Source organism: Providencia sp. 2.29, from assembly GCF_015832305.1.
GTDB classification, from domain to species: domain Bacteria; phylum Pseudomonadota; class Gammaproteobacteria; order Enterobacterales; family Enterobacteriaceae; genus Providencia; species Providencia stuartii.
Map to the genome: position 1 here is coordinate 2621156 of NZ_CP065420.1, position 15903 is coordinate 2637058.

Annotated in this window: 17 protein-coding genes; 4 read left to right on the forward strand and 13 right to left on the reverse strand. The window is 38.3% G+C overall.

What is annotated here, in order from left to right; translation table 11 throughout:
* Positions 1-206: 206 nt before the first annotated feature.
* Together I3B46_RS12050 and I3B46_RS12055 are read right to left on the reverse strand one after the other, a co-directional pair.
* Complete coding sequence (locus tag I3B46_RS12050) at positions 207-671, reverse strand: threonine/serine exporter (RefSeq protein WP_004919301.1); 465 nt, start codon at positions 669-671, stop codon at positions 207-209.
* The gene (locus tag I3B46_RS12055; RefSeq protein ID WP_052038362.1) at positions 668-1477 is read right to left on the reverse strand and encodes a threonine/serine ThrE exporter family protein; all 810 of its coding nucleotides are present in this window, start codon (positions 1475-1477) and stop codon (positions 668-670) included. Before I3B46_RS12055 ends, I3B46_RS12050 begins: the two co-directional genes overlap by 4 nt.
* A gap of 187 nt (positions 1478-1664) precedes the next feature.
* On the opposite strand from I3B46_RS12055, the gene I3B46_RS12060 reads away from it, so the two are divergent.
* Positions 1665-2297, forward strand: a complete 633-nt coding sequence (locus I3B46_RS12060; RefSeq protein ID WP_036940046.1) for a TetR/AcrR family transcriptional regulator — start codon at positions 1665-1667, stop codon at positions 2295-2297.
* Between the two features lie 12 nt (positions 2298-2309).
* Here I3B46_RS12060 and I3B46_RS12065 read toward each other — a convergent pair whose 3' ends face one another.
* A complete protein-coding gene (locus I3B46_RS12065) occupies positions 2310-2714 on the reverse strand; it encodes a hypothetical protein (protein WP_014658252.1) in 405 nt (134 codons plus the stop codon).
* Positions 2715-2954: 240 nt separating this feature from the next.
* Here I3B46_RS12065 and I3B46_RS12070 point away from each other — a divergent pair, with 240 nt between their 5' ends.
* Entirely contained in the window at positions 2955-3248 is a 294-nt protein-coding gene (locus I3B46_RS12070) for a DUF5339 family protein (protein WP_104873426.1), read from the forward strand.
* Between the two features lie 161 nt (positions 3249-3409).
* Here the strand turns inward: I3B46_RS12070 and I3B46_RS12075 are convergent, their stop codons facing one another.
* From I3B46_RS12075 to I3B46_RS12120, 10 genes are all read right to left on the reverse strand, one after another.
* Positions 3410-3847 (reverse strand): universal stress protein, encoded by a 438-nt coding sequence (locus I3B46_RS12075; RefSeq protein WP_004919296.1) that lies wholly within the window; start codon positions 3845-3847, stop codon positions 3410-3412.
* A gap of 187 nt (positions 3848-4034) precedes the next feature.
* Positions 4035-4373 (reverse strand): hypothetical protein, encoded by a 339-nt coding sequence (locus I3B46_RS12080; protein ID WP_004919295.1) that lies wholly within the window; start codon positions 4371-4373, stop codon positions 4035-4037.
* A 187-nt stretch (positions 4374-4560) separates the two neighbouring features.
* Entirely contained in the window at positions 4561-4989 is a 429-nt protein-coding gene (locus I3B46_RS12085; RefSeq protein ID WP_004919294.1) for a universal stress protein, read from the reverse strand.
* 115 nt (positions 4990-5104) lie between these two features.
* The gene (locus I3B46_RS12090; protein ID WP_060561299.1) at positions 5105-5542 is read right to left on the reverse strand and encodes a glyoxalase/bleomycin resistance/dioxygenase family protein; all 438 of its coding nucleotides are present in this window, start codon (positions 5540-5542) and stop codon (positions 5105-5107) included.
* 60 nt (positions 5543-5602) lie between these two features.
* On the reverse strand, positions 5603-6517 hold the full coding sequence (locus I3B46_RS12095) for a Gfo/Idh/MocA family protein (RefSeq protein WP_053110867.1): 915 nt from the start codon (positions 6515-6517) through the stop codon (positions 5603-5605).
* Positions 6518-6892: 375 nt separating this feature from the next.
* Entirely contained in the window at positions 6893-7675 is a 783-nt protein-coding gene (locus I3B46_RS12100; RefSeq protein ID WP_014658248.1) for a YaeF family permuted papain-like enzyme, read from the reverse strand.
* A gap of 258 nt (positions 7676-7933) precedes the next feature.
* Entirely contained in the window at positions 7934-8158 is a 225-nt protein-coding gene (gene sra / locus I3B46_RS12105; RefSeq protein WP_004919289.1) for a stationary-phase-induced ribosome-associated protein, read from the reverse strand.
* Between the two features lie 339 nt (positions 8159-8497).
* Positions 8498-9517: an ABC transporter permease gene (locus I3B46_RS12110; RefSeq protein ID WP_004919287.1), complete on the reverse strand. Its 1020-nt coding sequence runs from the start codon at positions 9515-9517 to the stop codon at positions 8498-8500.
* Positions 9518-9526: 9 nt separating this feature from the next.
* Positions 9527-11083, reverse strand: coding sequence for a sugar ABC transporter ATP-binding protein (locus tag I3B46_RS12115; RefSeq protein ID WP_004919284.1), 1557 nt, complete (start codon positions 11081-11083; stop codon positions 9527-9529).
* A 57-nt stretch (positions 11084-11140) separates the two neighbouring features.
* Entirely contained in the window at positions 11141-12064 is a 924-nt protein-coding gene (locus I3B46_RS12120) for a substrate-binding domain-containing protein (RefSeq protein WP_014658246.1), read from the reverse strand.
* A 514-nt stretch (positions 12065-12578) separates the two neighbouring features.
* On the opposite strand from I3B46_RS12120, the gene I3B46_RS22435 reads away from it, so the two are divergent.
* Complete coding sequence (locus I3B46_RS22435; protein ID WP_163762050.1) at positions 12579-12806, forward strand: hypothetical protein; 228 nt, start codon at positions 12579-12581, stop codon at positions 12804-12806.
* Positions 12803-15880 (forward strand): M66 family metalloprotease, encoded by a 3078-nt coding sequence (locus I3B46_RS12130; protein ID WP_163762051.1) that lies wholly within the window; start codon positions 12803-12805, stop codon positions 15878-15880. Before I3B46_RS22435 ends, I3B46_RS12130 begins: the two co-directional genes overlap by 4 nt.
* Positions 15881-15903 lie beyond the last annotated feature (23 nt).

Sequence of the window (15903 nt, forward strand, 5' to 3'; positions counted from 1 at the left end):
AACTACTCCATATTAGAGCAATTCAGTTATGTTAATAATTCTAATTAATAACAGGAATTGTTTATTAATCAATCTAACAACTTATAGTAAAAGCTATTGAAAGAGATATCAGATTAATTTTGAATAAAGGCTAGGTTGCCATAGTAAATAAAGTCAATCAAACGCCTTCTTGAATATCACATTTACCGAAGGAGCTTCTTGTTTTTTTATACACTTGGGCGTTTACGATATAACCACAAACCAGGAAGGGATAGACCAATTGATAAGGCCCCAACAATAAATGACGCTCGTAAAAAGTTGGTCACAAGGGTTTCAAATAACTCAGGGGTATAACCTAAATGAGAAATTTTGACGACGGAGATCATTGCGGTATAAGCACTGATCCCCGGAAACATCGGTATTACTGCTGCAACCGTAAAAACTTTAGGATGTGCTAACCATGTTCGAGACCATTGAATACCAATCGCGCCAATAAGAATAGCGGCAATAAAACTTGCCCATTCAATATTTAAGCCAAGTGTCATCATAGTCATACGTGAGCCATGACCAATAGCCCCTAACAACGCACAATATTTCAATGCTTTGATCGGCACATTAAATACCATCGCAAAGCCAACAGCAGGAATAGCCGCTAGTAACATATCCTCTAAAAGTGCCAGTAAAAAACTCATGCCCACTCCCTTAGTCCCCAAATTGCCATTGCAATCACAACACCAATACATGTCGCCAGCGTCAGTAAGCTCGCCATCATCCACCGCGCTAACCCTGTATTAACATGGCCTTTAAACATATCGGCCACCGCATTAATTAATGGAAAACCCGGCACGAGTAGCAATACACTTGCTGCCATCGAAATACTTGCTGTCGGAGCAAAAAATGGCAATTTTAATAATAATCCGGAAACAGACGTTGCCACAAAAGCAGTAATACAAAAGTTAATCAAAGGATTCATTTGCCGAGAAGTCAGCACCTGACGAATATACATTGCACAACCACTCGCAATCAATGTCACTAAGGAGCCATCCCATCCTCCCCCATTTAATTTACTAAAACAGGCACAAGATAGAGCAACCATCAGCACCATTATCCAACGTGGATAACGTAATGGTTTTATTGAGGACAATTTCTTCTCAAGTTGTTTGCGATCCAAAAGGTGATGCTCAACTAAAATGACAGCATGCTGTACCTCTGTCACCACATGCATATTAATACCACGGTCAATAATACGACGCGTCGACGTTAAGCAGTGACCTTCAATTATGGTTGTCAGTACTAATGAATTCGAGGAAATAGCACTATCAACTTGATCTGCCCCGAGTGCAATCCCTAAGCGGCAGGTAAGCTGCTCCACCAGCATACTCTCCGCACCATGTTGTAATAATAAGAGGCCACACTGTATACATAATCGAGTGATCTCCCTTTGTGCTTCGGTAATCGCATGAATACCTTGCAACTCATCGATAGCCTCCCCTTTCATTTTTCCTCCAATCCACTGCGATGATTTAGATAACGATTTAAACGTGATAACCTTTAGCAACATCATAAAGTGAAATAATAGCCTGAATTATGATCTCTTTCAGGTTAAAGCATGATTAGTCATCACGAACTTTGCCTTTTCATGATAAGAATAGTTAGATAAATCATAATGCTAGGATGAGTATTGCATGAGTAGCCCATTTTTCGCTAAAACCCCTAAGGGGCAGCGTCGTAATAAAGCATTAATTAGTGCGGCTTCTGAAATTTTTATTCAATATGGATTTGAAGGAACAACACTTGATATGATCATTGAGCGTGCAGGAGGCTCTCGTTCCACGCTGTATAAAAACTTCGGTGATAAAGAAGGATTATTCGCTGCGGTCGTTGCATCAATGATTGACGATATTTTCGCCGATGATGAAAGTCATAATCCCCCTTCTCTCCATAGCATTGAATCTGTATTGTCTTTTTACGGCGCACGGTTTTTACTGAATGTGATTAAACCACAGTCTATTGGTTTATATCGTTTGATCCTTGGTGAATATAACCGCTTTCCTGAAATTAGCCATGCTTTCTTTGAACAAGGGCCAGTACGTAGTTATCGGCTATTAACTGAGAAACTCCTTGAATTACCTGAAGTGAAAGTTAACGAACAAACGCTATTAAGTATTTCATCTCGATTTTTAGAAATGTTAAAAGCAGATGTTTTTATTAAAACCTTCTGTGTCACTGATTTTAAACCTAGCGATGAATTTATCACGCAACAAATTGCGCTCTCAGTGGACATCATCGCCAGTTATATTCGTAAAATTAGCCAATAGCGGTCATCGTCATTAAGAAATCAATGCCGTAGCATATTTTTTCGCTGCGGCGATGTTATGTTCAATAAACACTTCAGGCCCATAAAATGCAGAAAGTAACGGCGCCATTTGTTCCATATCTTCTTTATCACTCCCATCTGGTTGTAACGTCACCACCATTGCACGGCAGTGTTCAACCATCGGCTCTTTAGCATGTTTTAACCAACGGCGAACATATTTCATGGCATTCATATGTTCCTCAGACGGTTTTTCTTTGCTCTGTTTGACCGGCGGATAAACTAATACAAATTGCGCCCTTCTTGCCAATAACATATCCATTTCTTCTAACCATAAACGCGTTTCATCTAAGGTTTTTGGAAATGAATGGATGACACAAACTGGCCACTCAGCCGTATCAATAATCGTCTTATTTTGCATACCTAGCTCCCCCACAAAAAAGTGTACTTAACTGTACACTTTAAATTGCAACAGAGTCAAGAATGATTCTCATTTATCTTTTTGCAAATTATGCTATTCACGCGGTGCTGTTATTACAGATAATTCCTAATATGCAGCAAAATTACCTACAGTAGAAAATATTGATTAAGAGAGGTGATGTCTTTTTGAATATGGAATGCTATTCTCGTTTTATTGTTACATCAAAAAAGCGAATAAATTATGAAAAAAAGATTTTCAGTTGCTTTCGGGGTTGCTGCACTATTAGCTGCATTTGGTGCGAATGCAGGAAAAAATTGCGATACTTATTTCCAAGAAATGAATGTGCTGGTTAAACAAGCTGAAGAGCAGTACAAAAATGACCCTAATGTTAAAGAAAGGATCACTGAGATGAAACATCAATTGGATGAAGCGAAAAAAGCACTCGCTGATTATCCAGAAGATGCTCAAGAACAAGCATGTGAACAAGGCATTCAAGCTATTAAAGCAGCTAAAGAGGCAGTGGAAGGTAAATAATTTTTATCTCTATTATATTGATTTAATAGGGATGAATAAGCACCATCTGCTTTTTCGATGCGAATTTTAGCCTTGCTTTGGGCTAAGATGGTAATAGATTTGCGTTAAAGATTAGAGCGTTAATAAGGCCAGTATAATACTGGCCTTATTGTATTGGCGGGTTATCTGACTACCAGTACAGATATTTTCGCATAAGAAACAATGCCTGATGCGTTTGACCCTAGTAAGTGCGTTGTGATACTCGGGTTACGTGAACCAATCACAATCAGATCCGCACCTATTTCTTCTGCCTCAGCTAACACTTTATCTCTCGGTGAACCAAAAGCGACTTTGTAAGAAATATCTTCTTGTGGGTAATCGATCTTAGCAATAATCTCTTTTAACTGCTCTTCTGAACGTTCAACGGCTTTTTTAGCAAATGAAGATAAAAGATCATAATGATAGCTATAGCTCATTGAGAACCTTGAAACATCAGGAACTGAGTGGAAAAGATGTATTTTTGCCCCCGACATTTTTGCTAAATAAATTGCGTGTTTTAATGCTTTATCCGTCAGAATATCTTCAGAAATGTCTACGGGAACCAAAATTTTATTGTACATGCGATACCCCTATTAATTAGTCATCATTCTATTATCCACCTGTGATCCCTTAGTGCGATGTGATAACTAGGATACACTTTGTGAATGTTTATCTTTTTTGTTCACCAAAAGTATAGTCTTAATAAAAACAAACTGCCGTGAGCTACCAGACGATTTGTTAAAGCAAGTTCACAATTTTATCAATATGCTAACTATCTTCTAAGTGCCATTTATGTAAGATGCGGTGCAAAAAAGGTGTGACAATTAAGCCAATACTAATAATGAATACGCTCTGTAAAAACAGCCCATATATTGCGATAAAAAAACGCCCACCTTGCGTGATTGGTGCAGGCTCTATTGCTTGCCCACTTAGCATGGATAATGCATTAAGCATTGACTCCATCAAAGAATGACCTTCAATAAAATAAAAGCCAATAATACCGGGTAACAGCCCAAGGAAAAAAACCAATAGCGACAAAAAATAAAAACGTAATACCCTGAATAAGAAATGTTCAATGCGGATAACTTCTTGCGAAAACTTTTCCATAAATAAGCTCACCATTCCCAATAAAAATAGGGCCTATTCGGCTGAACTGTTACACTCAATACCTGATACCCAACAAGATAAAAGAAAAAGGTTTAATCACTCATCGCTTTATGACGATCATGTAAAATAAAAAATAATGGGTTCAATAAAACCTATGCTAAATATCAGCATAGGTTTATTTAAAAAATTAACGAACTACCAATACAGAGGTTTCTGCGTAACGAACAATGCCCGCTGCGGTAGAGCCTAGGAGGTGTGTAGAAATATTCGGACGGCGTGAACCGATAACAATAATATCGGCGTTAATGTCTTTTGCAGTATTAATCACTTCATCACGAGGTGAGCCAAACGTTATGGTATAATTGACATCAGATAGTGGTAAATCAATCGTATCCATCAACATTTTCATGTCTTCTTCTGCTTTAACGGTTGCACGGTCTTTTATTTCCATATAACCAAGTGCATACGCATTAATAATAGCAGAAGAGATTGGTAGCACATGGATCAAATGAATTTTCGCACCAGACTGTTTAGCTAAATTAACTGCATGGCGAACAGCTTTACTTGTCAGTTCATCCTCAGTTAAATCTATAGGAACCAGAATCGTTTTATACATAACCCCTCCTGATAGAAAAAAGAATTTAAGTTAACAACAAAATTATAATCAAATACGCAAGAATGTCTCTTAAACAACAAGATAAATGAGATCTCTCGCTACAAATTATTAACTATTATTCTCTTAACCATGGTGTAACGGTTAAACCAACCAACATTCCTTCGGGGCTAAGTAAGCGTGTAACCATTTGTCCCCAAGGTTCCATTCGCTCATTAACTAAAATGGAATAACCTTCATTAATAAAACATTGAGTGGCTTTTGATAAATTAGCGACTTCAAATTCTATCCAGCTTTGAGGAACAAGGTGCGTTTCCGGCCAATGATCGACACCAAAACAAGATTGTGCAGCTTGAGATAATGGCCATAACGCAAAATGTTTAACGCCACTAAGCTGTTCTTCTTCGCTGGTGAAATAATCCTGATTACCTTCCATTGCCTTTAAAGGTAAACCTAAAGTTTTAACATAGAAAGCATAACTTACATTAGGCTCACGTGTTATCGGACCAAAACCTGCAACAAATAAAATTTCTGAAGCTTGATGCGAACTTAACATATTAATCCTATATAAGACTGGTATGGAATGGTTTATGAGCTGAGAAACAATGAACAGTATTTACGCAATGCTTAACATTTTCTCTACCATTTGTTGAGCATAAATCGCCTGCTCACCACTGACGTCAGGCTCGCTACCATGGCTCACCGCATCAATAAAATGGCGAATAGCCCCATCGAATCCACGTTGAACCAATATCGACTCCCAACTAGAAGGTTGTTTTTGTTTTATCCCCTCGTGACTTTCACTCATCCAATGATTCATGTTTGTCACTTGGTAGACCCCACCATCACAAATTGCTGCAACTTGCTCGCGTTGACTACCCGCTCGGCGATGCATTGATGTCGTCACTAAACATTCATTCACTTTCAGATGATGCTCTGCATAGCATAACGCTTGCTCCTCAGTTGCAATAATATTGCCTCCCAATAATTTTGCTTCACTTCCCACGAGCCAGATAGCGGTATCTACAACGTGTAAATAATCATCTAGCATAGTAAAACGGACATTTTGAGGGCCTAGACTGTCACTACGATGTTTTTCCATACGTAATGAAGCAACTTGACTGAGGTGTTGTTTGAGTTCTTGATAAAAAGGTGAAAAGCGCCGATTAAACCCAACCATAAGCGAACGTTTCTGTTTATGTGCAAAGTCCACTAATTGCTCTGATTGGGAAAGTGTCTCAGCAAGCGGTTTATCAACATACACATGTACGCCGTATGATAACAAACTGTAAATAACTGAAAAATGGCTGGCGGTACTACTGTGTACAAAAACCGCATCACACTGCTGGGCCAGCTGTTTTATATCTGAATACAGTGGAATACGATAGTTATCACAGACGATTTTTGCTTTCCTTTGATTTGGTGAAAATGCCCCTATCAGTTGCCAATTATCTGTTTTACTCAGTATCGGTAAATAGGCTTTTTGCGCAATAGAGCCTAACCCTACGATACCAATGCGTAATGTTCTCATCAAAGATTGACCTTTGTGCTGACGGTGTAGGAAGGATACTGACAAGTATAACGAACAACTTATTTCGAGTACTAACTTGTTTTATAAAAATTTATTCAAATTATCCTTAAAAGAGCCAAAAATAACGCATTGAATTTTAATTATTTTTTATAAAAACGAATTTATAGGGGGTAAAATTCGCATAATAAGACATAAAAAAGGGTTGATTTATCAAATGAGAATGGTTATCTTTTACCTAACGAATACTTGAGTAAATTACTCAAGCTTTCGTAAACGACATTGCTCACATTGCTTCCAGTTTTAGCAGGCCAACTTCTCTGAGTTGGCCTTTTTTTTCATTAACACGTCGCCACAAACCCACTTTATTGACGATATTTATCTCAGGTGAAGCGCACTCGATAAACTCCAAGATTTCAAGTGCCCTACATAGCTTAAACGATGGGTCGGAACAAAGGTCGGCACATCCCCTGTTCGCATATGAAGGATATCCGCTGGCGTTATCCACGCTGAATTCCCTTCAAATAACGGAAGTCCTGCATATTTATAGGCATCAAGGACAAACTGCGAACAAAAGAAGCCGTTAGCTTGGTCTACATCGCTACCTAACTGTACCGTCGCTAACGTTCTCAAACAAAAATTACGGATCGTTTGACCAATAAAAGGTAATTCACAAACGCGCTTTGTCACCATCCAAGGCGCTATCATCACTATCCCTTTAAAGTTATATTTGCCCCCTTCATTTTGCATAGAAAATTCACGTAATTTATGGGCGTGAATAGAGGTTAACCCCTCTTGCCGCAACACCACCATATTATTTGAGTCCGAGATAGCTTGATCGAGCGTAATGATCCTCACGCCACTGCCGACAGATTCCGCTACTTCACCAGCCCCCAAATATATTGAGGCATGGCTCACCCCGCTAATACTAAAAAGACGGATACCCCATGAATTAATTCCCGTTGCGGAAGACAATAAAATATCGCCAGGTAACATATCAGCAGCGGAGAGCGCCTCTACAGATTCTTTAATCGGTATCGTATTGGCTTGTTGAATGCTAAATTTTAATCGGTTACTTTCTTCATCCGTTCTAAAGCCTGTCGAACATCCTGCCACTGAAATAACACAAAAACAAAAAATTAAATATTTAAAATAAGCCAACGGGAATACCTACCCTATTTCTATTTATACGCCAATTCAATGTAACCAAGTTCCATGACTTTTTCATCGGAAACGTCTCAATATTTTGTTTATTTGTAATTTTAGATAGTGACAATAATCACATATTGACCATTCTAATATGAAGATGAGGTAGCGGTCGTACTGGTTGCAAGAAAAAGAGTAAGAAATGAGGTAGGAATATCATTTGGTGTTTTTAACCCTCTAGCAATGCCAGAGGGTCAACATTCACTCAATTAATTAGCTAATAACATATTCAGGATAGAATACCGTTGTTGAGTGGTAGGTTTTTTTCTCTGTCGCTTTATTATTTAATGCCGCAACTACAGGTTGATTTTGTAATTCAGCGGGCAGCTGTTCCGTCACATTTTCTTTTGCTACGACAGAAACTCGAATATTTTTCTTAGAACGACTTAACTTATAAGGCATTCCTAATAAGCGACGTGCTGCATTATTACTTACCATTATATCGACTCCTTAACTACAACATTTAAATTCAGCAATAAGCTGAATATCAAAAACATAGCCAGTGTTGACTGCATGGGTTATTTTAAATTTTACTCAAAATTCAAAAATAACCCTAATAGTATAGCATCGATAAAATATAAGTGAATGAAATTAAACTAATTAGTTTCACAAGGGAACTATCTGAGGTGGAATTTTTATAAGATATCAATATTATTAGCACTAAAATTTAAAAAGTATCAACCTGTATTTTCTTAGCGTTAAATCCTTATTTTCTTATGATAAACGCCTTCTTATTAAAATAAAAAGGCGTTTATCTTTTATAAATAGTGAAAATATTTAACTGGCACCACGTCTATTTTTGGCGTAAGTATCAAAAGCAACAGCTAAAATAATGATCAGTCCAGTAATAATTTGCTGATAATACGCTGAAACATTCATTAAAACTAAACCATTAATTAATATTCCCATAATGATTGAGCCAATAATGGTTCCTCCGATACGACCATATCCCCCCATTAATGATGTACCACCAATCACAACAGAGGCGATCACGCGCAGTTCAAATGTCATCCCCGCTACCGCTTCAGCACTCCCTAAACGTGCACTCAGCACAAACCCAGCCAGCCCAGCTAAACAGCCAATCACCACATACACACTGACAAGAACACGTTTAACGTTCACCCCTGCTAACCGAGCTGCTTCTTGATTACTGCCAACTGCGTAAACAAAACGCCCCCAGCGGCTTTTATGCAGCGCTAAATAGCCTATCAATGCCACAATCGCAAAGATCCAAATAGGCACCGAGATCCCCAGTAGCTCCCCACGCCCCCACCAACGATAGCCAGCATCAAAACCTGAGATTGGTGCACCATCATTAATCACTAATGTCAGCCCACGCCAAATTGTCATGCCACCTAATGTGACGATAAATGGTGGAATATTCAGCCGCGTGATCCCAAGACCATGTAAAAACCCAATCCCTGTGCCTACCGCTAAGCAGATAGCTAATCCAACTAACCAGCTCATCCCTCCCCAAGCATTAGGATCTAAGCCGACTAAATTATCACCTTTAATCACAAACGCCGCTGTCATCGCGCAAACCGCCAGTATTGAGCCAACAGACAAATCAATACCAGCGGTTAAAATCACCAACGTCATCCCCACGGCCATAATTCCATAGATAGACACTTCGGTTAAAATATTAGTGATATTGCGTTCAGTCAGAAAATTACTGTTTTGGGTTTGAAAAAATAGCACCAACAGCACCATAAAAATCAAGACACCAAAGCGCTCAAAAAAAGCGATGAAATCTATTTTTTTACGGCCGACCGCCGTAGAAGATTGTTGTTGTAACATGTAAACCTCTCATACGACCATTTCTGCTGGTGAGTTTTGATGGCAAATAGCCATCATCATCATTAACTTCTCTTCTGTTGCATCATCACCTTTAATCTCCCCCGTTAAGCGGCCCTCGCTCAACGTGATGATCCGGTCTGAAATCGCCATGACTTCAGGTAAATCAGAAGAAATAACAATAACCGCAACGCCTTTTTTCGCCATCTCAAAAATAACCTGATGAACTTCCGATTTGGTTCCAACATCAATACCCCGAGTTGGCTCATCAACAATTAATACTTTTGGCGACATGGCCATACACCGTGCAAGAATGACTTTTTGTTGGTTACCACCAGACAATTTACGCACTTCTTGCTCACTGCTGGCCATTTTGATTTGTAGTGCTTGTTTGTAGCTTTCTATCAAGGCGTTTTCTTTATTGCTATCCACCATCCACCCCATTTTAAGTAGATGTGATAACGCTGAAAGTGATAGGTTGTAGCGAATGGATAATCCCAACGCGGCGCCTTCTTTTTTACGATCTTCTGGAACGAGTGCAATCCCCTTATCCAGTGCATTCATTGGGGTCGTTGGCTGATAAGGCTCACCATCAAGGATAAACTCACCCGTGGTATATTTATCTGCGCCGAATAAACAGCGTGCCACCTCAGTCCTTCCCGCCCCCATAAGGCCCGCAATACCCAGTATTTCGCCTTCATGAACATCAAAACTAATATCGTGAAGCGCGATACCATGAGGATCTAAAGGTGGCTTAGCTTTCGATAAATGTTTCACCGATAGGCGAATCGGTTTGTCTCGATGATATGTTTCGCTGGCCGGCCTACGTTCAAAAATCACATTCCGCCCAACCATCATACGTATGATCTCTTGTACTGAGGTCTCAGCCACATTCCCCGATCCGGTGTATCTGCCGTCTTGAAATACCGTGAATTTGTCACATATCTGAAAAACTTCATGTAAGCGATGTGTCACGTAAATGACGCTCACCCCACGGTTTTTCAATTCCCTAACAACACGATGCAGACTTTCTACTTCAGTATCGCTTAGAGCCGCTGAAGGCTCATCCATCACAATTAATTTAGCATTGAGCGTCAGTGCACGTGCAATTTCAATCATTTGCTGCTGGGCAACACTTAACCGTGCCACTTGGGTCGTTGGCAAAATTGCCAATTGAAGATAATCAAGGATCGCTTTGGCTTCCTGATTAAGGACTTTTTCATTAACCATCCAACGCATTTTTAGCGCTTCACGCCCTAAAAACATGTTTTCCGCTACCGTCATATTCGGTAGCAAATTAAATTCTTGATAGATAGTAATAATCCCTTTTTGTTGGCGAACAATCGGGGTATCTGTTATGGAAAGCAATTCACCGTTAAACCAAATATCACCACTGGTTTGCGGTTGAGCGCCTGCAAGTGCCTTTAAGAACGTGGATTTACCCGCACCATTTTCCCCCAATAACGCATGCACTTCTCCTGGCATCACTGTCATTTGGGCTTGACTTAGCGCCCAGATCCCTGAAAAGCTTTTGGCAAGATTTGTAATTTTAAGTAGTGGCTCTGACATAAAAACTCCTTTTCAGGAAAACAGGGCTCACCGAGCCCTGAATAGCACTGTAAATGACTATTTCAATTCACCAATACGTTCCGCTTGATCAAGGTTATCTTTGCTAATAATTGTGGGAGGGTAATCCGCGCCTGTGATCGCTTTTTTGTCACGAATATTATCGACCAATTGCCCCATCGCCATTTTTACTGCGTAGCCTGCGCGCTGATCAGCCGTTACAGCCATCCAACCTTCCTTAATACGACTAAGTGCTTCAGGACTTGCATCAAAACCTGTCACTAAAATGTCGCCCGGTTTATAACCTTGTGCGCTCAGCGCCTCAATCGCACCAAGGGCCATATCATCGTTAGCAGATAAGATCACATCCGGTTTTTTCGCGAGTGAAGGCAATAAACTTTCGGTGATGCGCATCCCTTCCGCTCGCATCCAGTTACCATTTTGGTCAGCGACTAAGCGGTATTTACTCCCCCCTTCTTTTAAGCTATCGCGGATCCCTTTCGTACGTTCAATATTTGATGAGGAGCCAGGTTGTCCTGTAATTAAGATCAGATCGGCGCCATTTGGAAACTGCTTTTTGACATATTCCGCAATGGCGTAACCGCCTTTGTAATTATTAGCCCCAAAATGCGGCACCGGTTGTTGTGCATTAATGGTTCTATCAAGAGTCACCACCGGTAAGCCAGCGCTTTGAATTTCAACCACCGCATCGGCAATGGCATTGACATCATTAGGTGACACAATAAAGCCCTGTGCACCTCGTGTGATCGCATTTTCAATATCAGCAACCTGCTTAGGTGAGCTACCTTGCCCATCTAAGACTTGAATATTGACTCCTAACTCTTTAGCGGTTTTCACCGCCGATTTCTGCATATGCACTTCAAACGGGCTAGCCAATGTTGGCGGACTAAAGACAATTTGCTCATTTTCAGCCATCACACTCGGTGTTAAACCCAATACAGCAACCAGCGCGGTTAATTTCATGATATTTTTCATTTTGCCCTTCCCACTGATTATGAATACATGTTGTGTTTTGATGTCACCAATATTTAACATGGCGATAACATAGATATACATTAATGAAACATATATTCCAATTTTTATTATATGAAAATTTTGTTTTTGTTGTGTTGATAACGAAATTAAGTGGAAAGTCAGAAAATTATGTTACAAAGATCACAGATTTCTCTCATTCTATCCCCTGATTAAGGGGACTTCGGCGCCTTTTTTACCCCTTGAGATCTTGGTGATTTCTTTCGTAAAGAAATGAAATATTCATTCTATTTTATTAACCGATGGGATTATCTCTAAGCGAATTGCTATTAATGAATAAATCAAGAAATTCAAGTGTTCAGAATGAAAAATTGACTGATTATTTGGCTAAATTAAGATTAACTATAAAATAATTTGCTTATCATTTTTATTTTTTTCTTTATTATCTAATACTGCTAATAAAATGAAGATATTAGCAATAAACTAATCAATTAAAAGGATTTATATGCTAGCTTTGACAATTTGCATTTGCCAAAATCGTCATGAAGTGATGATACCGACAACACAATTAAATAAAGAAAATGATACTCATTCATCTCATTTATTAGGTCTTAATGACCTTAATAATAACCCAAATACACTGTTTGATTTTTGGCAATCGTTGATAGATAACCTTGTTATCTCACGGTTATTTGATACACAGATTAATAATCATGCGCTGATTAAAAAATGACCGATGAACAAGGGGTGTATAATAAGTTATTGTCTGAATACAAAGAAAAACTAGGGAAAGTTTTTTACTATAATACAAATAATTATCCAAGTGATATCCAAGGGGATCTTAAGGGGAATGTATTTTATGCTCAACATAGCATTATCCCAGCCATTAATCGAATTGATGATGATATACAACCTCATCTCGTTTCAGGCCGTAAAACATTGGTGATATTTAAGCCTCATGAAAAAATCAAAGAAAATGAGCAATTAAATATTAAGGTCTATAATGAGGATAATGAAAAGATATATTCAACCTACCTACTTCCACCATCAAAACTGCCTAAAATTGCAGGCACTGAGCAACGGTTTACCCGCTTAACACCTGACGATTTTACTATTCCTAAATCGTTTGATTTTACTATCAATGCATCAAAAAAGATTAAAGAATTGACTGAGAGCACAAACTACCTCAATCAACTTATGACCGAAAATGACATTATTAGAGTCGATATTGATGCTGAAAATTTATCTATTAACTTAGATAGTTTAAAAAAACGCCCGAATAAAAAACTCATATTGAATTTAGCGGATAATATCGATGCAAATATTAAATATAGAAATAATTCAATACCTCTCTCTGCACAGCAATCTTTTGTTATGATAAGCGATGAAACAGGTCGTTGGTTTACTCGTGACGAATCTAGATTGTCTTTTCACTATCAACAAGCGTTAAATATTGATAAATACAAAACCCCCGAAACCTTTGATGTGGAATTTACGACAAATGATGATATTAATCATATCTCTAAGAACCCCAAATTATTCCAAGATATTATTAAAAAAAATGACACTATTAAAATAGCAACCAGAGATTACCATTGGGCGAAAGATTTTATTATCCCCAATAGTAAACAATATGCCAATAAAAAAATACTTTTCACTTCTCAAGCTTATTTTAATAGTGATATTACCTATGGCGATAATGAAGTTAGAATTACTACGGGTGAAACTAAGCTTTTTATTAGTGATGATGAAGGTGTATGGTCAATTTACTCTTCGGATACCCAAAGTACGGTTAACTATGCCTTGCCTCAATCATTTGATATCAAGATAAATAAAAACAAGGAATTGCAAAAAATATCAAAAGATATTTGCTATTTTAACGAAGTTATCAATAACAATGATAACATCCATATCGCAACGCGTAATGCTAATTGGGCCCGTCATTTTACATTAGAAACTCATCCCAATTTTAAAAATAAAAAAATTTATTTTTCATCAGAGGCTGACTATGACAGTCATGTTTTCTATGGTGACCAAAAAATAACGATAAAAAAAGGTGATAGCCAATTATTTGTTTGTGATGAATTTGGTTTTTGGCGTACATATGAAGGTGAGCCTTTAATTAATGATGACAGTGATGAAATCAGGTATATCGAAAATGGCTGGTCTGTTGCTATTCCTGCTGAATACATTAAGCCCAAAATAAGGTTGGAATTCGATTATCATGGAAAACAAGGTACGCTATCTGATATTTATGTCGGAGCCCCAACAGAACTTCTGCTCCATACTATCGATATCGGCATGTTGACTCCCTATAGAGGAGAATTAGCATTTCAAAAAAATGCTGAATTACAACGCCAATATTTCCAACAAATCCCTATTAATCGTTTAATCGTCTCTCACTACGCTCCGATCCACTTAAAAGAGATTGTTCTTCCTTCAGGAAAACATTTAACTCATCGTTCAGATGATGATGGAGATGGGCATAATGGGGATATGCGAGAGCAAATTTCTAAAGATCTTATTTCAGATGGCATTAATTTAGCCAATTACGGCGTTCATTCATCGGCGACAAAAGAAAATAACTACTTACCTACCGCACAAATTACGATACATAATTCCCGTGGTATATATAAAAATGGTTTACAAGAGCACGGTTGGTCAGGAGGAGCGGGAAAAGCCACATTATACAATACCGTAGATAATGAATTTAGTCATGAACTGGGTCATAATTATAAGATTGGTCATTACTTTAAGGGATTTAAAGGCGGTGTTCATGCAACCCCCGATAAACCTAATTCAACATGGGGATGGGATGCCGACAACAACTTTTTTATTCCTAACTTTGAAAAAAAGAAAACAAATAAGTACACGGTTTTAGATGCGCGTGATCCTAATGCAGAAAAAGCAGAACCCTATATGCAACATGCAATGCTAAAAGATGCTATGTCTGGTGGTGAGCTATACGATAAAGCGTACAATGCGTACACATTACATACCCCAACAACGGCTCAAGCTATTCAACATTTTTTCGAGAACTCTGCAATATTTAGCAAAACATCGTCAACAGGTTATCAAAAGTGGGATCCCAATACACAAACAATGCAAGAGTACCTGCCTCCTCATACAAAAAATATTTCTTTTGTAGATGTACCAATAGTAGATAATCAAGATGTTACGGAGACAACTTTATCAGCGCTACTTAATAAAAATGACCATATAAAGATAGAGAGTTATAATTCTCACTACCCACCCAATATTTATCTACCTCAAGCGGATCACAGCAATAAAAATAAAGTGATTGAGATAGATTGCACTTCTCAATGGAGTATTAAACTACATGTTAATGGTAATAAGCAGATAATCAGCCACAATACAAAAGTGTATTATGTTTCAAATGGAGATTCATGGGAGCCGTCCTCTGAATTAACCTTCATTCAAAAACCCGTAAAGCAAGGCGTTCCGGTTGTCACTTTAGTCGGTTTTTATGACCCACAAAATCAATTAAAAAGCTATATCTACCCTGCGTTAGAAGGCTCTTATGGGATGGTATACAACAACGATACTATCGATACGACTAAACCATATCTTGCAGTGACGCTACGTAATGGTGAGGTAAAACAATATCAACTTGATCAACACCGATTTATTAGCCAGTTAATGAATAAGTTCCACATTAATATTGAACGTCGCTTAGAGCCAGTAAAAGCAGAGTTATATGTTAAAGGGCAACGAGTCTCATCACAGCATATTGAACTAACTGATCAACCTCTTCCTACCACCATCAATGGTATTATTCAAAGTTAACTCTTGTGTACGCCTACTACAAT